Consider the following 22347-nt stretch of genomic DNA (forward strand, 5'->3'; position numbering starts at 1 on the left):
GAAGGACCATCCAAAAGGCGACAGGCTGTGGGTGTCAATCGACGCCCTGACCCGCGGTCAATCAGCCCTTGAACCCGGTGGCAACCACGAATTTCTCGGAACTGTCCGACCGGCTGGAGGGCGGCTTCACATTCACGACTTTCTGGAACCGCTGCTTCAGCAGCTTCTGCAGCTCGCCTTCAGCGCCACCCGCCAGCACCTTGGCAACGAATGTGCCACCCTCTTCCAGCACGTCGAAGGCGAAATAAGCCGCCGCCTCGCATAGCGAGATGATCCGCAAATGGTCGGTCTGCTTATGGCCGGAACTGGACGCCGCCATGTCGGACATCACCACGTCCGCTTTGCCGCCCAAAAGCTCTTTCACCTTCACATCTGCATCGTCTTCCATGAAATCGAGCTGATGAAACTCGGCACCGGCCAGCGGTTCAACCTCTTGCAGGTCAATGCCCAGAAACGTGCCAACTTTCTTGCCGCTCTTTTCGCCCAGCGAATTGATCCGCGGCACGGCGACTTGCGCCCAGCCACCCGGCGCACAACCAAGTTCGACAACCCGCGCACCGTTCACCAGAAAGCGATACTTGTCATCCAGATCCATGATCTTGAAGGCAGCCCGACCCCGAAAACCTTCGGCCTTGGCGCGCGCCACGTAAGGGTCGTTCAATTGCCGTTGCAACCACCGGGTCGAGCTGTTGGTCCTGCCGCGGGCGGTTTTGACCTTTACGGTCAAATCCCGTTGGCCGCGGCCCGAGCTTTTTCGCACTCGTCCGCCCTTCTTGCCACCTGTTTCTGTCATCAGAATGGTCCGCCTTCCAAAACCCCGTCCGCCGACATCTGCGAATAGAGTATCCCTTCGCGCAATCCGCGATCTGCCACGCTCAGCCGATCCGTCGGCCAGACGCGCAATAACGCCTGAAGGATCGCAGCGCCAGACATGATCAGCGATTGCCGGTCGCGGCCAATATGGGAATTCATGCGCCGCCCTTGCGGGCCAAGCGCCAGATAGCCCTGGATCACGCGCTCGATCTGATCCGAGGTCATGCGAAGACCATCCACCTTTGTGCGGTCATAACGGCGCAAACCCAGATGGGTTGCCGCCACGGTCGTCACCGTGCCCGAGGTGCCAATGATCTGGAACCCTTCGCGCGGCGGTTCATGGTGGAACGGGCTAAACCCAGCCAATTGTTCTTCGAAATGCACCGACATCAGCGCGTAACGACCAGAATCGTCCTCGACGTCATCAAACATCTCGCGCAGGGTTGCGACGCCCAGTGGCACGGAAATCCAATCGACCACGCTGGCGGCCGGAAACTCGCTGACCCCGCCAACAAATCCACGTCCCATCCGCATGATGGATCGCGGCCGTTCCAGCGGCGGCACTTTGGAAAGATCAATCCAAACCAGTTCGGTCGATCCACCGCCGATATCGACAACCAGCAGCTGCTCGGTCTTGGTAGACACCAACGGCGCACAGGATACAACGGCCAGCCGCGCTTCTTCTTCTGGCTTGATGATCTCAAGATCCAAGCCAGTTTCACGCCGAATATAGGCCATAAAGCTTTTGCCGTTCGACGCCCGTCGACAAGCTTCGGTCGCGACAAGGCGCATCCGTTGCACATCGTGCTTGATCAGCTTTTTGCGACAAATCCGCAGCGCCTGCACGGTGCGTGACATTGACGAACGGCTTAACCGGCCCGAAGCCTCAAGCCCCTTGCCCAGTTGAACCGATTTCGAAAAACTGTCCACAACGTGGAACTGGCTTCCCTTCGGTTGGGCAACCAGCATACGACAGCTGTTTGTGCCGAGATCCAAAGCCGCATACAGGCTGGCCGGATCTACGGTTGACGGCGCGGGGGTATCGACCGCTATTGGGAACGCGCCCGCACCATTGGGACGCTTGGGCGCCATGATACACGCCCTCCATTTCAAGTTGGTTTTAAGATAGGGATACGCGCCCTGTCTGACAATCCCTTCGCTGCAAGTAGGCGACACAATTCGTCGACACACATAATCATCTTGAGAAGTTTTCAGCTTCCACCCCATGGCCTGCAAACCTCCTTTCACGTATCCCTCTATTGCCAATCTTAATCCTGCGCGTCGCTTGTGATGCGCGTGGTGTCGAAAAACGACGTGGAGCACGGACCGCCCGCGCGTAGAAAAAGCGAAGCGGAGGAGGAAGAATCGCATGCCGGACGTGACCATCGTTTACTGGAGGGACATTCCCGCCCAGATCATCGTCGGCAAAGGGCGTCGTGGGTCAAAAGCCCCCCTGCCTGAGCGGTTCGAACAGGCCATTGACCGGGCCGCCATGAAAATCGGCGCTGAAGACAGCGACGCGTATCTGGCGGAATGGCGCAAGGCAGCCCCCTATGCCGTGGACGGAGACCCGCAAGAGATTGCTGTGGCGGAGGCCGCAAAGATCGACGCGGAATATGACAAAGAGCGTCTGATTGCTCTGATTGGCAACGACGGATGGGCTTGAGCCCGTCTCGCATACTGGAGGCCGCAATGGCTCTGTTGAACTTCCGCAAGAAGCCGACCGAAGGTCAGGCAATGCCCGCGTCCCCGGCGCTTCAGGCCTTTCTGAAAGGCTATTCAATCGAGGTGATGCCCCGCACCGCCGAGAAAGTCGAAGATTTCCGCGACCTGCTGCCCGAAGGCACACGCGTTTATATTGCCCATATTGAAGGCACGCCAATCGACGAAATGGTCGCCACAGCCAAGCGTATCAATTCCGAAGGCTTTGAGGTTATGCCGCATTTCCCTGCGCGCATCATCAAAGACGAGGCGACGCTGGCCGATTGGATCGCGCGCTATCAAGGCGAAGCCAATGTAAAGCAGGCGCTGTTGCTGGCCGGCGGCGTGGCCGAGCCACATGGTGCCTTCGACAGCTCGATGCAGCTTTTGGAAACAGGTCTGTTTGACAAGGCCGGGTTCACCCAGCTGAACGTTGCAGGCCACCCGGAAGGCAACAAGGACATCGACCCTGATGGATCTGCGAAGAACGTCATGGAAGCCGTTCTTTGGAAACAGAAATTCTCGGAACGCACTGACGCCAAAATGGCGCTGGCCACACAGTTCGCTTTTGAAGCCAAGCCCATCATCAAATGGGCCGACGGCTTGAAAGAGGCCGGCGTTGATCTGCCGATCCATATCGGTATCGCGGGTCCCGCCAAACTGCAAACGCTGATCAAGTTCGCCATCGCCTGTGGCGTCGGCCCATCGCTGAAAGTGCTGCAAAAGCGCGCAATGGATGTCACCAAGCTGTTGCTGCCCTATGAGCCGATCGATGTCCTGAACGAACTGGCCAACCACAAGGCGGCCAATCCCGACTTCAACATATCTCAGGTGCACTTCTTCCCGCTGGGCGGGATCAAGACCAATGCCAACTGGGCCATCGAAAATGGCGGCGAAAACACCGCCCCAGTCAATCTGACCAAAGGATAAAGAATGACCCGTACTATCGTTGAATCGCAATCGAAAACTTCCATTATCGGTTTTGACCAGCCCTTCTGCGTCATCGGCGAACGGATCAACCCCACGGGTCGTAAAGTCCTGAATGCTGAACTGGAAGCAGGCGATTTCAGCCGGGTACAAAGCGATGCTCTGGCACAGGTTGCAGCTGGGGCCACGGTGCTGGACATCAACTCGGGTGCGGTGTTCTCAAACAAGATGGCCGAAGACCCCCGTTATGCAGACAACAATTTCGTCGAACCGGACCTGATGCGCCAACTGGTCGAAACCGTTCAGGCCGTCACCGATTGCCCTCTGTGCATCGACAGCTCGGTTCCCGGCGCGCTTGAGGCTGGTTTGAAGGCTGCAAATGGTCGCCCCCTGCTGAACTCGGTTACGGGCGAGGAAGAGCGACTGGAACTGGTTCTGCCGTTGGTCAAGAAATACAACGTGCCGGTGGTGGCGATCTCGAACGATGACACGGGGATTTCCGAAGACCCTGACGTGCGCTTTGCGGTTGCCAAGAAAATCGTCGAACGCGCCGCAGATTTTGGCATCCCGGCGCATGATATCGTAGTTGACCCGCTTGTTATGCCTGTGGGCGCGATGGGCACGGCTGGCCTGCAGGTCTTCGCCCTTGTGCGCCGTCTGCGTGAAGAACTTGGAGTGAACACGACCTGTGGCGCGTCCAACATCTCGTTCGGTCTGCCCAACCGCCATGGCATCAACAACGCGTTTTTGCCAATGGCAATGGGCGCGGGCATGACCTCGGCGATCATGAACCCGGTCGCCCTGCCTGTCGGTCCGACAAAACTGGCCGAGAAGCGCGCCGAGGTTGAAGCCAAGGGCATCGTTATCCCCGCCGATATGGATGACGAGACCTTCTGCCAGCTGTTCGGCCTCGGATCGACCCTGTCCAAAGCCGGGAAGGAAATGGAGGCCATCCGCGCCGCCAACTTCCTGACCAACAATGATGATGGTGGCGCTGAATGGATCAAGTTCAACTCGGTCCGTGCAGGGGCTGCCGGTGCGGCCGGTGGTCGTCGCGGCGGGCGTCGCGCCCGGGCCTGACCTCCTGAAAAAACACGACCTCAATCAAACAAAGGGGCCCGCGAACTGCGGGCCCTTTGGCGTCTATGATCTGCTAGATGGCAGTTTGGTAAGTATTGATCTGGCTCAAGGCCCGGCGTGTCCATCGACGCTAACTGACGCTTGCGTAAACAGGAAAGGACTGGCCGATGAGTGCCCCCCTTGAAGATATCACCATCCTCGATCTGACCCATGTCCTGGCAGGTCCCTATTGCTCGATGATCCTGTCAGATCTAGGGGCCAAGGTGATCAAGGTTGAACAACCCGGCACCGGCGACGACACCCGTCATTTCCCACCGTTTCGGGATGGCCACAGCGCCTATTTCGCCACGATCAATCGCAACAAGCAGTCGATTGCCTTGAACCTGAAAGACGACGCCGACCGCGCGATCTTCGAGCGTCTTCTGGCTCAAGTTGATGTTGTCATGGAGAATTTCCGCCCCGGCGTGATGGAGCGGTTGGGCTATGGGTGGGAAACGCTCAGCAAGAGATACCCCCACCTGATCTATGGCGCGGTTTCCGGTTTTGGACACACTGGCCCTGACGCTCAGCTGCCTGCCTATGACATGGTCGCGCAAGCCCGCGGCGGCGTGATGTCGATCACCGGCGAGAAAAACCGCGAACCGGTGCGGGTCGGCGCGTCGGTCGGCGATATCGTCGCGGGCATGTTTCTGGGTCATGGGCTGCTGGCGGCGCTGTATCAACGCCAGAAAACCGGCAAGGGCGAAAAGATCGACGTGGCCATGCTGGACAGCCAGTTGGCCATTCTGGAACACGCGGTCGCGATAACCAGCGAAACCGGCATACCGCCCGGCCCGTCCGGCGCGCGTCACCCCTCGATCGCGCCATTCGAAGCGTTTCACACAGCCGATGGGCTATTGGTCATCGCTTGCGGGAATGACGCCTTGTTCGCGAAGTTCTGCGAGGTGATCGGCAAACCGAAATGGGCGACGTGGACCGAGTTTGCAAACAATCTGTCGCGCTGTGAAAACGTCATGCTGCTGCGGCGCAAGATCGAAACCAAGACATTGGCGCAGCCGCGCGCCCATTGGATCGAGCTGTTCACGGCCGCCGGCATTCCCTGCGCCGCCATACAGAACGTGGCCGAAGCGATGCAGGACCCGCAAATCCTTGCCCGCAACATGGTCGTCGACCTGCCCGCGCCCGACGGACAAAAGCCCTTCAAAGCGGCAGGCAATCCAATAAAAATGTCCGGTCTACCCGATATGCCCACGAATGGCCCGGCGCCGCTGCTGGATGGGGACCGGGCGGACATTCTGTCCTGGCTGGACCAACAAGAGCAGCGATAACATGAGGTGATCACCCAATCGGTCCGGTAAGGTCCGATTATTACGTCGGTTTTCCGCCAACCCCGCGAAAAAGGACGTTTCTTGCCCGAACATGACGCAGGCAGGCATTGCACCTGCTGGTGCCTTCCGTAGATTGTTCAAAAATCATCAGGGAAGACGCGCGCATGTCACAAGATCCGTTGGTCGTATTCACCCCATCTGGCAAACGGGGGCGCTTTGCTGTCGGCACGCCCATTCTGACCGCAGCACGGCAATTGGGTGTTGACCTGGACAGTGTCTGCGGGGGGCGTGGCATTTGCTCGAAATGTCAGATCACCCCAAGCTTTGGTGAGTTCCCAAAACACGGCGTAACGGTGACCGAAGACGCGCTTTCGGTCTGGAACTCGGTCGAACAACGCTATGATGACATACGCGGTCTGCCAAAGGGGCGCAGGCTTGGCTGTCAGGCAACCGTGCAAGGCGATGTTGTCATCGACGTGCCCCCCGAAAGCCAGGTCCACAAACAAGTGGTGCGCAAACGGGCCGAGGCGCGCGACATCACACTCGACCCACTGGTGAAGCTGTTTTACGTCGCGGTCGAAGAGCCCGACATGCACGAACCTTCAGGCGATCTGGAACGGTTGGTCAATGCCCTGAAAGAACAATGGGAGCTTGAGGACGTAAAAGCCGACCTTCACATCCTGCAGACGCTGCAACCCATTCTGCGCAAGGGCGAATGGTCGGTGACCGTGGCCGTGCATCTGGGTGATGACGAAAACCCACCGCGCATCATGCATCTGTGGCCCGGCTATTTCGAAGGTGCAGTTTACGGCATGGCGATTGATCTTGGGTCGACCACCATTGCCGCGCATCTCTGCGATCTGTCGACCGGCGAGGTTGTCGCCTCGTCCGGGCTGATGAACCCGCAAATCCGGTTTGGTGAAGACCTGATGAGCCGCGTCAGCTATTCGATGATGAACCCTTCGGGCGCACAGGAAATGACCGATGCGGTCCGTGAGGGGCTGAATGCCTTGTTCACCCAGATCGCATCAGAAGCCGAGATTGACAAATCTCTGATCATGGATGTGGTCGTAGTGTGCAACCCGGTGATGCACCATCTGCTGCTTGGCATTGATCCGTTCGAGCTGGGCCAGGCACCCTTTGCGCTGGCCACGTCAAACGCGCTTCGGCTGCGGGCTGACGATCTTGACTTGTCGGTGCATCACTCGGCCCGGGTTTATCTTCTGCCCTGCATCGCGGGCCATGTCGGGGCGGACGCTGCGGCGGTTGCCCTGTCCGAAGCGCCCGACAAATCCGAAGATCTCGTGCTGGTCGTCGATGTTGGCACCAATGCGGAAATTCTGCTAGGCGACAAGACGGGCGTGTTAGCCTGCTCTTCACCCACCGGCCCGGCTTTCGAAGGCGCGCAGATTAGCGCCGGACAGCGTGCCGCCCCCGGCGCGATCGAGCGGGTCGAGATTGACCCGGTCACCAAAGAACCCCGCTTTAAAGTGATCGGTTCGGACCTGTGGTCCACCGACGATGGGTTTGATGCCGCCATTGCCACAACCGGCGTTACCGGCATTTGCGGATCGGGCATCATCGAGGTGATTGCCGAAATGCGCATGGCTGGGCTTGTCGATGCTGGCGGTTTGATCGGCTCGCCCGAGCAGACCGGGACAGACCGGTGTTTTGCAGATGGGCGCACCTTTTCCTATCGCCTGTGGGACGGTGACGAAGATCAGGGGCCGATTGCAGTCACAAATGGCGACATCCGCGCGATCCAGATGGCAAAGGCGGCGCTGTATTCCGGCGCGCGCCTGTTGATGGACAAACGCAACGTCGATCACGTTGACCGTGTGGTTCTGGCGGGCGCGTTTGGGGCACATATTTCAGCCAAGCACGCGATGGTGCTGGGGATGATCCCGGATTGCCCGTTGGAAAAGGTAACGTCTGCTGGCAACGCCGCTGGAACGGGCGCGCGCATCGCCCTTCTGAACCGCGCCGCGCGGGCCGAAATCGAAGAAACCGTGCGCAACATCCTGAAAATCGAGACTGCGGTCGAGCCACGCTTTCAAGAGCATTTCGTCAATGCTTCTGCGATGCCGAATTCGGTCGAACCCTTCACCCTCCTGCGCAGCATCGTGGCGCTTCCCGAGCCCAGCTTCAACACTGGCGGTGGCGACGGCGAAGACGGTGGGCGACGCCGCAGACGGCGGCGTGGGTGATGCTAAACGCCTGCGCTGGCCAACCACTTGACGCTTCATCGAGGGTGACATAACCAAAGCGCATTGCGGGTGTAGCTCAATGGTAGAGCAGCAGCTTCCCAAGCTGACGACGAGGGTTCGATTCCCTTCACCCGCTCCAGTTTCCAGATTTGCCGGATGCCGACCCCAGCGCAGCTGGCGCAACGCCAAGGTGCCCTGATGTCCGATCCGTTTGCCCATATTCCACTGGTCACCCCGTTGAATGCCACACAGCTGCAAAGTCTCGGCGTGCCGGACGGCTGGGCCTATGGGATGGCCGACCGGGTTCGGTTTCACGAGTTGGATGCGCTGAACCATGTCAACAACGTCGCCTATTTCCGATGGTTTGAGTCGGTCCGCATCCCCTATTTCGCCCATGTCCATGTGACCAACTATGAAGACAGTGATCCGCAGGTCGTGCTGGCCAGTAATTATGCGCGCTATTTCAAGCCGTTACATCTGGGCGACAATTACGTGATCGCCACCCGTACAAAGAGCTTTCGCAACAGCTCGTTCGTGTTGGAATACGGCACATACATGAATGGCGCGTTGATGTGCGCCGCAGATTGCCTGGTTGTGACGTTGGAACAGGACGGCGTGACCAAGCGACCCTTGCGCGCCGAAACAGTTGAGGCGTTCCTGTCAGAAGGCGCTGAAGGCCCGGCCTGATCCCTAGCCCAACAGGGCCTTGCGCAGCATGTTCAGCGCAACCAGCGTTAAAAACACCGCAAAAACCCGTTTCAACGGTTTGGGGTCCATTGCATGGGCCAGTTTCACGCCGTAGGGCGTCGTGATCATGGTCATGGCAACAACCAAGGCGAAGGCAGGCAGATTGACAGCGCCAATCGTGTAAGGCGGGCGCGCAGCCTCTGCGATGGGCAGAAGCAGAAACCCCAGAACTGAGGGCACCGCGATCAACACGCCAAAGCCAGCAGCCGTCGCCACCGCGTTGTGGATCGGGCGACCGTGCAGCGTCATCAACGGCACGCCGAAACTGCCGCCGCCGATCCCCATGAGCACCGACAGAAACCCGAGCGCCGGAGACAGGATCGCACGCCGCACCCCGGCGGGCATCGCCTCTGCCAATCGCCAATTGGCACGGCCCAGTCCCAAATAGGCGCCAATCACCAAGCCCAGCACACCAAATATCGCTTGAAGCACGGTTGACCGCAGGCCCGATGCGACAAGCACACCGATGATCGCGCCGACGGCAATGCCCGGCGCCCAGGCTTTAAGAATACCCCACTCGACCGCGCCCTTGCGGTTATGGGCCAAGACCGAGCGGATCGAAGTCACGATGATCGTTGCAAGCGATGTGGCCAGACAGATTTGCATCAATTGGTCAGACCCATAGCCAAGCGCGGTGAACGCATAGAAAAAGGCGGGCACCAACACGATGCCTCCGCCGACACCCAGAAGGCCCGCCAGCACACCCGCAAACGCGCCGATCACCAGCAAAAGTGCGGCCATCGGCAGAAGAAGTGAAAGCTCGGGCATAAGGGACCTCAGTGCGCGGGAACGTGTTCGGGCACATGTGACAGCGCCTCGGCCACCAGTGCAACCCCTGCGCCGTCCCGTGACGCGCCTTCTGACAGAATGCGACGCCATTTGCGCGCACCGGGACGGCCAGTGAATGTCCCCAGCATGTGGCGTGTGATCGAATGGAGGCGCACGCCCTTGGCCAGTTGGGCTTCGATATAAGGATACATCGCTTCAACAACGTCATGCGCCGTGCGCGACGGGTCGGTCGCGCCGAAAATCGCCTGATCCGCCCCCAAAAGTACGCGCGCCGGGTCGTGATAGGCCGCCCGCCCAATCATCACGCCGTCCATCGTGGTCAGGTGGCTCCGCGCCTCGTCAAGGGACGTGATGCCACCGTTTATTGACAGATGAAGCTGTGGAAACGCGGCTTTCATACGGTGGACCAGCGGGTAATCCAAAGGGGGAATGTCCCGGTTCTCTTTCGGGCTGAGCCCCTGTAGCCACGCCTTTCTGGCATGAATGGTAAACCGCGACACACCCGCAGCTGCGACAGTCTCAAGGAAGTAAGGCAGCACGTCATCCGGGCTTTGGTCGTCGACGCCAATGCGGCATTTCACCGTGACTTCAATATCTTGCGCGGCATCTTTCATGGCCGACATACACGCCGCTACCAGCGGCGCATCCCGCATCAACACGGCCCCGAACGTGCCCGATTGCACCCGGTCGGACGGACAACCGACATTCAGGTTCACCTCGTCATACCCGCGCGCGACACAGATTTTGGTCGCCTCAGCCAGTTCTTTCGGGTCTGAGCCGCCCAGTTGAACGGCAATCGGGTGTTCTTCTGTGTTGAAGTCCAGAAGATGCATGGCCCCGCCCCGCACCAGCGCTGGCGCTGTCACCATCTCAGTATAAAGCAGAGCCTGACGCGTCATCAGACGGTGGAAAAACCGGCAATGGCGGTCGGACCAATCCATCATCGGCGCCACACTCAAACGCGCAGCCCGCTGAACATCGGAAAACCCTGATTTTTCTTGGTTTTTTCGATCGACCATTTTTCACGTTTTCCTCGTTTCGGCCCCGTTCAGCCCCGTTTTTGGATGCGGTGCTACAGGATGTAGCACCGAAACCGCCGTGTAGCACTTTTTCGAGGCCGGTTTCCACCTCCTCACTGTTCTTGGGCAATCAGACAACGGCCCGACCGTCGATTTGGCCCAGTTCCCCCCGATCGCCTCCGATTTAGGACTCAAACTTACACAAACCTGCTTCTGAAAAAAACAATCGAACCGATGTCCCGGCCATGAAAAACCCGCGACTGAAAGGAACTCTCATGGGAACTGTTACCGAGCGCTTTAAGAAAAACGGCAAGCCAAGCTATACAGCGCAATTACGCAAGAAAAAAAAAGGCAAGGTCATCCTCAATTTGGTGGAGACATTCCCGTCCCAAAGAGCCGCCGAAAACTGGCTCAAGAACCAGGAAAGAGCACTCAAAAAGCCCGGAGCGCTCGATCGAGCGGTCAATGCAAAGAGACGAAAGGATGTGTCGGCATGTGTCCAAGACTACATCGACTCCTCTCCTGACGGTTTCGGATCGTCAAAATCCCAAATGCTCAGCTATTTTCAGCGTCTTCCTTTCGGTGAAGCTGAAATGGAAACTTTGGCAGCAGAAGATTTTGTTCGCCTCGCGACGGACCTCCTGAATGGTGTTCAGGCGCGACCTACCGATCCCGAGCTGGACACCCCTGAACACTACAGCTTCAAACCCCGAAAGCCGCAAACTGTGAATGGTTACCTGGTAACTCTCGGGGCTGTTATCAGGTTTGGAGGGCCAATTGCCGGTGTTGAAATGCCCTTGGCTGAATATGAACAAGCAATGCGCACCTTAAGGCACCAGAAAATCGTGACAAAATCGGCAAAAAGGGACCGTCGCCCCTCGCTCACAGAGCTCAACAAACTGATGGATCACTTCGCGAAACGATATCAGGAAAACCCTCGTTGCGTGCCAATGCATAAGATTGTTCCTGCGGCGATCTTTAAGGTGCACCGCCGTGGTTCGATCCTGTCCCAGCTGTGGGATGATTACGACGGCGAGTATGGTGAACTCACAGTGCGCAATCTGAAGCACCCCCGAAAAACAGAAGGTAACGACAAGGTTCTTACTATCAGACAAGAAGCAATGGCGATCATCGATTCCATGCCCCGCATCGATGAGCGCATTTTCCCTTACCATGAGGATACAATCACTCGGCTATTTACCGAAGCCTGCAAACTACTCGGAATCGAAAACCTAAGGTTTCATGACCTGCGCCACGAAGGGATTTCTCGGCTATTCGAGATCGGACTGAAAATACATGAAGTTGCTGAAGTATCCGGGCATGAAGATTGGGGCAGCATCAAGAGATACACTCATATCAAAGAGCGCGGGGATAAATATGAAGGCTGGAAATGGTGGCCAATTGTAACTTCCCCGTTGCCCATGAAATAGGCTCATGAGCAGGCTATCTTTTTACGATAGCCTGCTGTTTCACATCATAAGCGAACTTGTGAAGTTCGCCATTGAGCAAAAGTTTGGCAGCTTGGCTCACATGCTCTGGGAGCACATAGAACCACTCTTTTGGGTGCACCTTCTTACCGAACCGGTCCAGAATGAAGAGTTCTGACGGTCTGGCTCTTTCAAAGAACTTATGAAGAAGGTGCTCCACTTTTTCGCGTGGGAGGTTTTCCAGATCAAAGGTGGCAACGACCTCCACTGGGGCCAAGAGAAACGTAGGATCATTCCGCGCATCTGCAACGCGCCTTCGAACGTCTTGGCTGGTGACCCCAATTTTGTGTAGGATTTTGCTTTGATTCTTGATTGCGGGATCCTCAGACAAAGACCGGGCGACGTAGATCGTGCCCGAAACACCCACACGGTCGGCTTCCCATTCTGCATCCAGCGGCCCGAGGCCAACTTTTTCGATAAACCTTGAGGCTTTGTCATCGTTCAACGACTTGCGGAAAGAGGACATGAGTGGGTCGCTTTCCGTGCCATTTGAGAAAATGACACGTAAGCGATGATCTCGAGATCCACCGCGTGCTGTCATCTCCGATTTCTCTGCGATCATCGCCAGCAAACCATTACGAATGAAGAAATCGCCTTCAACTGGCTCAATCACTGCCCATTTCTTCACGGGTCTCGCCTTTCGCTCACCCGATTCCAAAGCAACCTGAACCTCTTCGAACTTACCGGCATATCTGTCGAAATCTGTGCACGGAACGAATTCCGCGCGATGATCGGGCAAGTGGCGCTCGGCAGACGGCGTTACATGGCGAAGCGTCACCGCATCTTCATCCAAATCCAACGCATCATCATCAAAAATGTCATCAAGACTGTCTGGAATTTGCCCTTCGTGAGGGTCTTCCCGCCAATTAGATTGCGGAACATCCTTCGCCACAAGCAATCCCAAGTGATCAGAGGCCAACATCTCATCCGTTGGGTTCTGCTTTAGCTTCTCCCAAATTGTGCCGAGACGCATTTCCTCATGGTCAGCGGCGTCTGGGTTGGGCAAATGGCCTGTTTTCTCAAAGAAATTGTTCACCTCGCCCACTACGGCCAAACCCCGATCAGTATTCTGCGCACAAGCCGCGCGGGGCTTTACCTCAAGCAATCCAAATTCATCCGACTCAGAAAAGATGTCATCAAGCGTGGGGCGTGGCATTACAGCGTTCCCTCACGCATGCGTTTGGCCTTCTGGGCTTTTAGCCATGATAGCGCTTCAGCCATTCGTTTTTCGAGTGCATCAGGCGAGTTGGGGTTGGGCTCACGCCCCTCGGATACCCGAAACGCTTTTATGCGTGGCCAAAGCGTTCGCGCCTCGTCCTCGGACATATCCACGCGCATGGCGACCATAGCGGACTGCACATGAGCCAGAAGCTTTGAGTCCAGCGACTTAGAGGCAACTTCAAACCGCTCCTGAAACGCGTTCACGCTGTCAATCAGCTCCACATCGATATCGCGCACATTGATGAACTTCTTGACCATTTGAAGAAGGGTATTTGGCGCGCTGGCAAGCTCATCCTCCTCGCTGTCCGCGGACGTCTCCGACTTACCTTCAAAAGCAGCCCCGGCCTCAGCCATGCCTTTTTGCTGTTCATCTTGGGCCAAGGTTAGAATGTTCATATGCGCCGCCAGATGCTGACGAACGCTCTCGGCCTCTTCGTCCTCAAGCGTCTCGTATCGTTTCTCGATGATGTCAGTCAAAATCATCTGGGTTGCCACTTCAGGCGCTGTCTCAGGTGACAAAACGCGCTTGTCCATCGCCTGACAGGCCGCAGCCATCAGGTCATGCATATCTTGTTCACAAATGTCCTTGGAACGTTCTGTGGGCGGCTCTACGAGCCCCTTGATGCCGATCATGACATTCCCCTGCCCGTCCACGGCCACAGGCTCCCGAATGTCACCGTCTTCGCGCCGGTAGAACTTGAAGTTAGGTGCCAGCACCTGCTCCATCAGCAGCGATCCTGAAATCGCCTTGAGCATGTCATTCACTGCATCTGTGACCACGCCGGTTTCAACACCCGGCTCTGCCACAAGGTTGGTGAAGATCGCACGTGGCTTGCCTGGGGCGTCGCGGGTGGCGCGGCCAATGATCTGAACGATCTCTGTCAGGGATGAACGATAACCGATGGTCAGCGCATGTTCGCACCAAACCCAGTCAAACCCCTCTTTGGCCATCCCGAGCGCGATGATGATATCGACTTTGGCACGGTCTGCCTCATCATCCCGTTTGCCGTCAGGCCCTTTTACCTCACGCGACAGCGCCGATTTGACGATATCCCGCCCCGGCCCATCATCGACCAGATCTGCTATTTTGAGCAGCCGTCCATCAGCCGTCTCAACTAGATCGAAGCCCGTCGACTCTTCGCGCCCTTTATGGGTGCCGATCAGATCCATGATCTTGCCGACTTCGTTGAACTTGTCGTCAAATGCCTCCGATGATCCACGATGCGGGATATGGATGATCGTCTTTTGAGAAACATCCAGAACGTCCGCCAAGCCGTTGACGTAATTACCTTTATAGAACTGATAGTTCACACCTAACGCCTTGAGGTGCTCATAGCCCTCCAGCTGCTCATAATAGCTGTAGGTGATCGTGGTGAACTTGGCCTCATCCTCAGGCCTCAGCACAGGGTCAGCGTCGCCACGGAAATAGCTGCCGGTCATCGCCATCAAATGACACTTCTCGCGCGTTACCAGGGCGCGCAGGATCACGCCCAAACGGTTGTTGTCAGACGCGGACACATGGTGGAATTCATCAATCGCGATGAAGCAGTCATCAAACGCCTCTGGCCCCTGCGCCTCGACCACTTTTTCATAGGCAAAGCGGAACGTCGCATGGGTGCAGACCAGAACTTCGGCATCCGAACCCATGAACTCCACAAAGGCCTTCACCTTTTGGTCTGACGCATCATCGCCCGTCAGACAGAGGTTCCATTTGTCTTCGACCTCCCAATCGGCCTCAAACCCATAGCTGGTCAGATCCGTAGAACGGAACGACCCGCCGATTGAGGTTTCGGGCACGCAAACGATCACCTTCTCGCGCGCTTGGTGGCGCAGCTTGTCCAGCGCGATGAACATCAGCGCCCGGCTTTTCCCCGCTGCAGGTGGAGCCTTTAGCAGCAGAAATTGCGCCGCCCGCGCCGCATAAGCCCGCGCCTGCATTTCGCGCATGCCCATGGGGTTGGTCGCTGATTTCTTGTGACCGTATTGGACGTTCAACATCTGAGCCATCTATTTGCCCTTCTTGCCGCGCTTGGATTTCGCAGCATCTTTTTCAATCTTTTTAATCTTGGCAGCGTAGAGCTTGAATAAATGCTCCAGCCGTTCTGTATCGTTGCGAAACGGCCGCCCGATATACATGGTTTCCAGCAGCTCATCATTCTCCCGATGCACCGCGCGCAGATCGTCAGGCATTTTGTCGGGGTCATACAGCTCGGCAATGGTGGCCGGGTAATGGCTGTAACGCGTCTTGAGGATCTTGCGGGCCGAGGCATTGAGCGCCTCAAGCTGATCGTCCGAGAATTTCGGCACCGGGAAAGTGTTCCAGCCAAGCGTGTTGGAGTAGCGGAAATCAGTCTTCAACTTGCCACAGACGGTCGCGATCCAGATGAGGTGAACACGGGAAGCAATTAGAGAAATGCACCAATCTGGGGCGTCGTAAAGGACCATGTTCAAGTTCGAAGCGATGACTCCCTCGCCTACACGCTCGACAGGCAGGTAATAGCGGCGCTCCGAAGTGGCGCTGGGGACAAGGATCGAGTGGTTTTTCGCCGAATAGTGCTCACGAAATTGGTGAGGCCTTTCGGCAAGTGCTTTGCCAGCAGCATCTTTCATTTCCAAACGCGCTTGGCGGGTTTCGTCAATGCGATCTCTTACCTTTGGAAGCGACAGAGCGTCCTGAAGATCATCGTCATCAATCCACAGACAGAATCGCTCGATGCCTTTGGTGACCTCCTGGGCTCCCATGAAGCGTCGGATAAATCTCTCTGCCTTTGGCTCATCTTTCAGAAGCTCGTTCTTCTGTTCAGGATTGAACAACAGCTTTCCGGCGTCATACGGCATGTTCCCGAAAGCCATATGAGGCAGGTCATACAAGCTTTTACCAACGCCCCGAACCCACACGTCAGGGTAGTTTACAAGGTAAGCGTTGATATGTGGAACTACTCCCTCGTAATCGGCTTCAAACAGACGCTTGGAAGCATTCGACTTGTTGCGCATCCCTACAATGGCACAGATCACTGCAGCATTTTTTGCTGCACTGTTCCTCCATTTAAAGGACCTGTGTGCGAAGGATATCTCGAGATCATCTGATAGAACTGTGGGCCATAGCATCGGCACAGAGGCGCCTTGGCAGAGCGAATTAGTAGACACCAAAGCTGCCGCAGACTTTCTGCCACGAATGTAGTTTCCTGCCTTGAATGTCCACCCTGCGACAAAGTCCAATGCCTTATATGTCTTCAGGTTTCCATAGAAGACGTAGTCACGATCAGCCTTCTGTTCTTTGGTTTGCTTTGCTTTCCCCAAAAACGGCGGATTGCCCGCAATAAACACCTCTTCCCCCTCACTGGGTGGCGGGCAGACCTCTTCCCAGTCCACTCTTAGGGCGTTGTCACAAACGATATGAGCGCTTTCACGTAGCGGCAGACTGGCGGGGCCTTGGCCGAACACCTCGCGGAACACCGCGTTGGCCTGATACTCGGCGATAAACAGCGCCAGCTTGGCGGTCTCGGCGGCGAAATCCGTGATCTCGATCCCGTGGAAATGGGCGATTTGAATGGCTGAAAACATCTCTTTCGTGCCCTCGCCTGTCAGCTCCTCCAACCGTTCCAAAATCCGCATCTCGCGTTCGCGAAGCTGGCGGTAGGACACGACCAGAAAGTTGCCAGACCCACAGGCCGGATCAAACACCCGGATCCCTTCAAGCCGTGTCAGCACACGTTTCAGCGCGGCGGGTTTATCCCATGCTTTCTCGATATCCGTGTCCAGATCATCCAGAAACAGCGGCCCGATCACCTTCATAATGTTAGGCACCGAGGTATAGTGCATCCCCAGTTCAGAGCGCTGTTTCGGGTCGGCGACCGACTGGATCATCGAGCCAAAGATGTCAGGGTTGATTTCACGCCAGTCCAGATCGCAGGCATCGCGCAGATAGCGATAGGATGGCACATCAAACTTGGGCGCATCAATCGCCCCGGCAAAGAGGCCCCCATTGACGTATTCCAGATCCCCTGCCCAGCCCGGCAGATCGCTACGCTGGCTTTTGGGGCGGTTCATCGCGGTGAACGCGGCGATGATCACCTCGCGCGCTTCCTCGCCCTTGTTGCCCGAGTGGCTGAACAGGATTTGGCTGAACTGATTGTCAGGGAAGATACCGACATCCTCGGCAAACATGCAGAAAATCAGCCGCATCATCAGCTGGTTCATCTCGTGACGACGTTCATCACTTGCCCAGTCAGGATTGGCTTTGGCCAGCGCGTCATAGAGCCGGGCCAGTTTGCCGGTCGCTTTGACATCGACGGGGTTTTCCTGCACCGCGTCATAACGCTCCTTGCCCGCAGCCGGCAGGAAGAACCCAAAGTTGTCGCCGATCTCATCAAAGCGGCAATGCAGGGCCTCCCCGCTCACCCGCTGTTGGGCAGCAACCATATCGCCATCCGTGGCGATCAGGACAGCGGGTTTGGCGGTGGTGGTTTTCTTAGAGTTCCGAAGGGCCTCAAGCGTGACATCAACCATGCCGTCCAGTGCTGGTGCATAGTGGAACTTCTTGTTGACTAGAACGCCGCTGGGCTGATCCGACTTGTTGGTCGTTCCGTTTCGCAGCTTGGCGATGGCGGCTTGGGCCACGTCGGTTGCCTCGGCAAAGGCAAATGGGAATTCCAGTGGGTCGAATGGCTCAGACGCGATCTTCTCAAGGGCTTCAAAAATCTCGGTCGGGTTCATTAAAGGATCCTGTGAATTTTAAAAACAATGAGCGCCAAACAAAACCCTCTAAAAGATTTGTATTGGCAGCTTGCTGGCCATGCAACCTATTGATGTGCTCTGCGCCCCTGTTTTTCCAACAAATTCGGGCATCTACGCATCGAAAACGCCCCGCCGAACAAGCACGCCCAAAGGCAACAGGCAAACTTTTTTCAACCGCAACATCTTGACGAGCGCGCCGAAAATTCCATCTAAGGCGTTAGCCTTCTTAACTCCCTTAAGAGTTTAGTGAATCCAGAGCGTTCGTCATGACGTTCTGGCATTCACCTAAACTCGAAGGGAGTAGTTACATCCCTTGAGAGCAAGGGGTGTAACCCAAGGGCGTCGATTTCCTTCCTCAAAATCGGAGCCCATCATGATGGCACTTGTGCCGGACGCGCAGCGTTCGATCACCGTTGGTGACGTTGTCACCTTTCAATTTCCTTACAAAAAAAGTGCAACCTTGAAGAACAGACCTTGCTTTGTTCTGCATGAAGATCACGAAACAGATGAAGTCGTGATTGCCTACGGGACAAGCAGCTTTGATCCCAGAGACGTTAATACCCATGAAATGACGGCTTCCTGCCCAGAGATGCTTTCTGAATTCAACCTAAAAAAGCCAACTCGTTTCATCTTCAAACGCAGGATCCGCGTTCGGAAAGACGATCCGCGGTTCTGCATCAAGCCATGCGCCGGAACGTCTCGGATTGGTGGGCTCCCCGCCTATGCCTCTCCGTTTATTAGCAAGTGCTACAAAGAGCTTCCGTTTCGCGAAAAAAGTGAGGAGCGTCTGGGGATTCACCCAGCCAAGCCGAAAGCCCCAACGAGCATCCTGAAAACCTGTCGGCTATTTGGAGGCCGAAGAGGTAGACCGAAGGCAGTTCAAGCGGCCTAAGAGTGTCACTCCTCTTCCTCATATTAAAAAGCAGCACCCGCCAGAATTTGTGGGCGTTGCCTCACTTCGTTTCCAGGAAATATACTGACATGACAGAAACAAGAGCAATTCGTCACCGCAATCTCATAGCCACAGGTGTCTATCTGGCTGCTTCCATGCGGGTAAGCGCCCAGAAACGAGGCATCCCACGACTTGAAGATTTCCTTTTCGGCTTAGTTACTGGCGCGGAAATGATTGCCAGCACACTTGAGGGGCCTGCTAATTTAGCTGACACCTTCATGTGTGAGCAAGTCCACCTTCAAGGTATTCTCTCGTCTCGCTCGTTTCATAAGGTTCGCAGCGAGATTGGAGAACATCAAATTAGTGAAGCCATCGGTGACACCGAAACGCAACGCAACGACGTTGCTGCTTCGGTTTTCCTCATCGTTCCCGAAGTCGCAAACGACATCGGCGCTGAACTCGATGAAATCCTGCGAATTCTGGTGATTGCCATCATGGCCACCGCTACCATTCACTTTTCAAGTTTCGGCATGGAAACGGCTCAAGAAATGACTCTGGACCTTCTGCTCGAGGAAAGAAAAAAACATAAAGGAACTCCAGCGCACAATGTATGACGAACAATGCAACTTATACCAAATGCGACCCAACCTTCCTATATGTTGAAAACTTCGCCACATCGACCGCAACATCTATTGAAACACAACTGCGACGCTCTTATCTTAGGTGGGCTTTCCCAGACTGGTCTGCGGGCTCCTTGTGAGCGCCGTGACGATCGGAACGGGCGGGTCGGCGAACGGTGCTGAACCGTGGGTCGTCCTACAGGGTGCCGAGGCCGTATCGCATATGAATGGCGGCCAAGGTCCTGGTGAGCAAACGGCAAGCCTTGCCTCTCACATGGCCATAGCCTTTCATTTCGAGATCGAGATGAAACTTCGGGTGGTCAGTAGGGTTTCTTTTGGGCTTCGCCGGGATCCTGCGCGCGATTTTCGCTTGCAATCCGCCCGAAAAAGGTAAGCTACCTAATGAAGGAGGACTGCGCGATGAAGATTGACGCAACCAAAAACACGCCCGCGTTCTACGCTGGCGTCTGAGCGCCACGGCCACATGTCGTGGTGCGTTCATCCTGACCACTCTGGTCTGCGGGCTCCTTGTGAGCGCCGTGACGATCGGAACGGGCGGGTCGGCGAACGGTGCTGAACCGTGGGTCGTCCTACAGGGTGCCGAGGCCGTATCGCATATGAATGGCGGCCAAGGTCCTGGTGAGCAAACGGCAGTTCGAGAGGTAAGGCGTGGCATTCCGAAGCCGCCTACCAGAGAGAGAGTTTTATGGGGCGTCTATTTGAAGAAGCCACCAAGCAGCGTGCGCTTTTCAAAGCTTGGCAAAAAATCAAATCAAATGGTCGGCGTTCATCGGCCGATGAGACCCGCGAAGCGATAGAAGAGTTCGACAGGAATTCCCTGCGCAACATCAGGCAGATTCAAAAACAACTACGGTCTGGGAAGTTTAATTTCGATCTCCAGCAAGGCGTGACAATCAAGAAGTCGAGCGGTGGCAAGAGGGGCATCGTCATGGCTTCAGTCCGCAATCGTATTGTCGAAAGGGCATTGCTCGATACCCTTCAAAGCAAGTCAGATTTTGTGAAATCTGTGAATACGCTGCCAACAAGCGTTGGGGGAGTTCCTAATCGCAGCGTTCCACATGGTCTGCAGCTGATTGACCGTGCCTTTGACGAAAGCAAAATCCACTTCGTGCGATCGGATATTTCTGGCTTCTTTGACGGAATTCCCAGAAAAAAGGTATTGGACGCCATCTCAAACGATGTATCTGATCCAGAATTTCTTACGCTCCTGGATCAGGCATCAACTGTTGTCTTGGGCAACGAAACCAAGCTTGGCGAAGATCGAAAAATCTTTCCAACCGACAGTGAAGGCGTTGCACAAGGTTCGCCTCTCTCTCCACTGTTTGGAAATATCCTGCTCTATGAGTTCGACAAACTACTCAACGGGCGAGGAGTGATATGCGTTCGCTTCATTGATGACTTTGTCGTCATGTCGGACTCGGAAAAGAGATGCCGCGGTGCATTCAAGTCAGCGCGGAAGTTTCTAAAGAACAACGGCCTCGAGTGCCATGATCCCTATTCGGGAAATTCTTCACCCGACAAAGCTCAATTCGGCAACGCCCATGGTGGTGGTTTCTCCTTTTTGGGGTTCGACTGTGCCCCAGGGCTTTTTCAGCCGAACAAGAAAGCCCGTCGTAGCCTCATTGAAAAGATAGACAGCCGGATCAAAGCAGGAAAAGCAGCGATCGGGCACGTTCGCAAAACGCAGAACAGCTTCTCTGCTAGAAGCAGATATGTGCAAACACTAACAGTTATTGACAGTGTCGTCCGTGGTTGGGGGGAAGCCTTTGCCTATGGCAATGCTCGGCAGACCATACGTGACTTAGACAAAAAAATAGATGATCAACTGGCCGAATTTCGATCTTGGTATGCTTTGCAAAGCAAACACATGAACCAACGTGATCGACGCCGGACTGGCGGCGTCGGCCTTCTTGAAGACATCAAGCCAAAGCTCCTTCACGAAGCACCATTCACTCTCGACCCGCCCAGGAGTTTTCGGAAATCGAATTCGACAATCCTAATTTCGACCGATGGTTCTACAGGAGGCAAGGCAAACAAAGAAACAGGGCTATCCCCTGTCGGTGCTTGGGCTTTCGTATTCCATGAAACCGGAGCGGAGAAATCAGGCTCAGAATTTGGCACGACGAACAATCGAATGGAACTTCGAGCTGTCATCGAGGCCATAAAGTGTATTCCTGATGGTAGTTCGGCAGTCATACGGAGTGACAGCAAATACGTGTGCAATGCAGTCAGAAATTGCCACGTGATTTCCAGCAACCACGACCTTTGGCAGGACTACAAGGAGGCGAGCAAAGGGCTCAAATTTCGACTTGAATGGGTAAAAGGTCATGCCGGCGATCCATTCAACGAAGCGGTCGATAAACTCGCACGTAAAACAGCAGAAGCGGCCCGTAAATCAAATTCTGCCGTATAGGAGTTCGAAAAGACATCCGGCATCATGGCTACCAACGCCTATTCTCGTGCGGTCGTTTTCATTGATACACCATCTTTCTCGTCATCTTCCGCAGGCAGTCCAAGAAACCTGCGGTCAGCCTCGCGAGTAATGTGAACGGCCACTTTTTCCATAGAGCTCAGCTTCTGTGGTTCCTCGAGTTCTTCGAAATAGGCCAGCACAGCAGCTCCATATATAATCTTCCTTCGGGTATCATCTCTGCGCTTGAGCTTCTGCGCTTGAGACTGAAGACTCCTTAGCCGCTTTCGCGCGTGTTCAATTTTTAATTCCATGTCATTCATTTCGTTCTCCCTATTGATGCTGGTC

Annotated in this window: 18 protein-coding genes and 1 tRNA gene; 11 read left to right on the top strand and 8 right to left on the bottom strand. The window is 55.7% G+C overall.

Annotated elements, in window-relative coordinates:
• Positions 1-61: 61 nt before the first annotated feature.
• Together K3556_RS08740 and K3556_RS08745 are read right to left on the bottom strand one after the other, a co-directional pair.
• A complete protein-coding gene (locus K3556_RS08740; RefSeq protein WP_260516420.1) occupies positions 62-793 on the bottom strand; it encodes an RlmE family RNA methyltransferase in 732 nt (243 codons plus the stop codon).
• A complete protein-coding gene (locus K3556_RS08745) occupies positions 793-1905 on the bottom strand; it encodes a Ppx/GppA phosphatase family protein (RefSeq protein ID WP_260516421.1) in 1113 nt (370 codons plus the stop codon). Before K3556_RS08745 ends, K3556_RS08740 begins: the two co-directional genes overlap by 1 nt.
• Before the next feature lie 277 nt (positions 1906-2182).
• Between K3556_RS08745 and K3556_RS08750 the strand changes: the two genes are divergently transcribed.
• The 7 genes from K3556_RS08750 (at position 2183) to K3556_RS08780 (ending at position 8743) form a co-directional block, all read left to right on the top strand.
• The gene (locus K3556_RS08750; protein WP_260516422.1) at positions 2183-2479 is read left to right on the top strand and encodes a virulence factor; all 297 of its coding nucleotides are present in this window, start codon (positions 2183-2185) and stop codon (positions 2477-2479) included.
• A gap of 26 nt (positions 2480-2505) precedes the next feature.
• Positions 2506-3444 carry a methylenetetrahydrofolate reductase gene (locus K3556_RS08755; protein WP_260516423.1) on the top strand — a complete coding sequence of 313 codons (939 nt, stop codon included), beginning with the start codon at positions 2506-2508 and terminating at the stop codon, positions 3442-3444.
• A gap of 3 nt (positions 3445-3447) precedes the next feature.
• The gene (locus K3556_RS08760) at positions 3448-4521 is read left to right on the top strand and encodes a methyltetrahydrofolate cobalamin methyltransferase (protein ID WP_260516424.1); all 1074 of its coding nucleotides are present in this window, start codon (positions 3448-3450) and stop codon (positions 4519-4521) included.
• A 167-nt stretch (positions 4522-4688) separates the two neighbouring features.
• The gene (locus tag K3556_RS08765) at positions 4689-5849 is read left to right on the top strand and encodes a CaiB/BaiF CoA transferase family protein (RefSeq protein WP_260516425.1); all 1161 of its coding nucleotides are present in this window, start codon (positions 4689-4691) and stop codon (positions 5847-5849) included.
• A gap of 164 nt (positions 5850-6013) precedes the next feature.
• Positions 6014-8056 (top strand): ASKHA domain-containing protein, encoded by a 2043-nt coding sequence (locus K3556_RS08770; protein ID WP_260516426.1) that lies wholly within the window; start codon positions 6014-6016, stop codon positions 8054-8056.
• A gap of 65 nt (positions 8057-8121) precedes the next feature.
• Positions 8122-8195, top strand: a tRNA-Gly gene (locus tag K3556_RS08775).
• Between the two features lie 17 nt (positions 8196-8212).
• On the top strand, positions 8213-8743 hold the full coding sequence (locus K3556_RS08780) for an acyl-CoA thioesterase (RefSeq protein WP_260516427.1): 531 nt from the start codon (positions 8213-8215) through the stop codon (positions 8741-8743).
• 3 nt (positions 8744-8746) lie between these two features.
• Here K3556_RS08780 and K3556_RS08785 read toward each other — a convergent pair whose 3' ends face one another.
• Both K3556_RS08785 and dusA read right to left on the bottom strand, forming a co-directional pair.
• Positions 8747-9571, bottom strand: a complete 825-nt coding sequence (locus K3556_RS08785) for a sulfite exporter TauE/SafE family protein (RefSeq protein ID WP_260516428.1) — start codon at positions 9569-9571, stop codon at positions 8747-8749.
• Between the two features lie 8 nt (positions 9572-9579).
• Positions 9580-10611, bottom strand: coding sequence for a tRNA dihydrouridine(20/20a) synthase DusA (gene dusA / locus K3556_RS08790; protein ID WP_260516429.1), 1032 nt, complete (start codon positions 10609-10611; stop codon positions 9580-9582).
• Positions 10612-10886: 275 nt separating this feature from the next.
• On the opposite strand from dusA, the gene K3556_RS08795 reads away from it, so the two are divergent.
• Positions 10887-12041: a site-specific integrase gene (locus K3556_RS08795; RefSeq protein WP_260516430.1), complete on the top strand. Its 1155-nt coding sequence runs from the start codon at positions 10887-10889 to the stop codon at positions 12039-12041.
• Between the two features lie 13 nt (positions 12042-12054).
• On the opposite strand, the gene K3556_RS08800 is transcribed toward K3556_RS08795, so the two are convergent.
• Genes K3556_RS08800 through K3556_RS08810 form a run of 3 tightly spaced genes read right to left on the bottom strand, consistent with a single transcriptional unit; the run spans position 12055 to position 18035 of the window.
• Entirely contained in the window at positions 12055-13254 is a 1200-nt protein-coding gene (locus K3556_RS08800) for a GIY-YIG nuclease family protein (protein WP_260516431.1), read from the bottom strand.
• The gene (locus K3556_RS08805) at positions 13254-15326 is read right to left on the bottom strand and encodes a DEAD/DEAH box helicase (protein ID WP_260516432.1); all 2073 of its coding nucleotides are present in this window, start codon (positions 15324-15326) and stop codon (positions 13254-13256) included. The genes K3556_RS08800 and K3556_RS08805 overlap by 1 nt, the downstream gene beginning before the upstream one ends.
• Positions 15327-18035 (bottom strand): class I SAM-dependent DNA methyltransferase, encoded by a 2709-nt coding sequence (locus tag K3556_RS08810; protein WP_260516433.1) that lies wholly within the window; start codon positions 18033-18035, stop codon positions 15327-15329.
• Positions 18036-18429: 394 nt separating this feature from the next.
• Between K3556_RS08810 and K3556_RS08815 the strand changes: the two genes are divergently transcribed.
• From K3556_RS08815 to K3556_RS08825, 3 genes are all read left to right on the top strand, one after another.
• On the top strand, positions 18430-18948 hold the full coding sequence (locus K3556_RS08815) for a hypothetical protein (RefSeq protein WP_260516434.1): 519 nt from the start codon (positions 18430-18432) through the stop codon (positions 18946-18948).
• 89 nt (positions 18949-19037) lie between these two features.
• On the top strand, positions 19038-19562 hold the full coding sequence (locus K3556_RS08820) for a hypothetical protein (protein WP_260516435.1): 525 nt from the start codon (positions 19038-19040) through the stop codon (positions 19560-19562).
• A gap of 712 nt (positions 19563-20274) precedes the next feature.
• Positions 20275-22002 carry an RNase H family protein gene (locus tag K3556_RS08825; protein ID WP_260516436.1) on the top strand — a complete coding sequence of 576 codons (1728 nt, stop codon included), beginning with the start codon at positions 20275-20277 and terminating at the stop codon, positions 22000-22002.
• 38 nt (positions 22003-22040) lie between these two features.
• Here K3556_RS08825 and K3556_RS08830 read toward each other — a convergent pair whose 3' ends face one another.
• Complete coding sequence (locus K3556_RS08830; protein WP_260516437.1) at positions 22041-22322, bottom strand: hypothetical protein; 282 nt, start codon at positions 22320-22322, stop codon at positions 22041-22043.
• Between the last annotated feature and the right edge of the window lie 25 nt (positions 22323-22347).

Source organism: Aliiroseovarius sp. M344 (assembly GCF_025140835.1).
Taxonomy (GTDB): domain Bacteria; phylum Pseudomonadota; class Alphaproteobacteria; order Rhodobacterales; family Rhodobacteraceae; genus Aliiroseovarius.

Bases quoted from the DNA above. Each gene is read 5' to 3' on its own strand.
- K3556_RS08740 (WP_260516420.1), bottom strand. From the start codon at position 793: ATGACAGAAACAGGTGGCAAGAAGGGCGGACGAGTGCGAAAAAGCTCG.
- K3556_RS08745 (WP_260516421.1), bottom strand. From the start codon at position 1,905: ATGGCGCCCAAGCGTCCCAATGGTGCGGGCGCGTTCCCAATAGCGGTC.
- K3556_RS08750 (WP_260516422.1), top strand. From the start codon at position 2,183: ATGCCGGACGTGACCATCGTTTACTGGAGGGACATTCCCGCCCAGATC.
- K3556_RS08755 (WP_260516423.1), top strand. From the start codon at position 2,506: ATGGCTCTGTTGAACTTCCGCAAGAAGCCGACCGAAGGTCAGGCAATG.
- K3556_RS08760 (WP_260516424.1), top strand. From the start codon at position 3,448: ATGACCCGTACTATCGTTGAATCGCAATCGAAAACTTCCATTATCGGT.
- K3556_RS08765 (WP_260516425.1), top strand. From the start codon at position 4,689: ATGAGTGCCCCCCTTGAAGATATCACCATCCTCGATCTGACCCATGTC.
- K3556_RS08770 (WP_260516426.1), top strand. From the start codon at position 6,014: ATGTCACAAGATCCGTTGGTCGTATTCACCCCATCTGGCAAACGGGGG.
- K3556_RS08780 (WP_260516427.1), top strand. From the start codon at position 8,213: ATGCCGACCCCAGCGCAGCTGGCGCAACGCCAAGGTGCCCTGATGTCC.
- K3556_RS08785 (WP_260516428.1), bottom strand. From the start codon at position 9,571: ATGCCCGAGCTTTCACTTCTTCTGCCGATGGCCGCACTTTTGCTGGTG.
- dusA (WP_260516429.1), bottom strand. From the start codon at position 10,611: ATGGTCGATCGAAAAAACCAAGAAAAATCAGGGTTTTCCGATGTTCAG.
- K3556_RS08795 (WP_260516430.1), top strand. From the start codon at position 10,887: ATGGGAACTGTTACCGAGCGCTTTAAGAAAAACGGCAAGCCAAGCTAT.
- K3556_RS08800 (WP_260516431.1), bottom strand. From the start codon at position 13,254: ATGCCACGCCCCACGCTTGATGACATCTTTTCTGAGTCGGATGAATTT.
- K3556_RS08805 (WP_260516432.1), bottom strand. From the start codon at position 15,326: ATGGCTCAGATGTTGAACGTCCAATACGGTCACAAGAAATCAGCGACC.
- K3556_RS08810 (WP_260516433.1), bottom strand. From the start codon at position 18,035: ATGAACCCGACCGAGATTTTTGAAGCCCTTGAGAAGATCGCGTCTGAG.
- K3556_RS08815 (WP_260516434.1), top strand. From the start codon at position 18,430: ATGATGGCACTTGTGCCGGACGCGCAGCGTTCGATCACCGTTGGTGAC.
- K3556_RS08820 (WP_260516435.1), top strand. From the start codon at position 19,038: ATGACAGAAACAAGAGCAATTCGTCACCGCAATCTCATAGCCACAGGT.
- K3556_RS08825 (WP_260516436.1), top strand. From the start codon at position 20,275: ATGGGGCGTCTATTTGAAGAAGCCACCAAGCAGCGTGCGCTTTTCAAA.
- K3556_RS08830 (WP_260516437.1), bottom strand. From the start codon at position 22,322: ATGAATGACATGGAATTAAAAATTGAACACGCGCGAAAGCGGCTAAGG.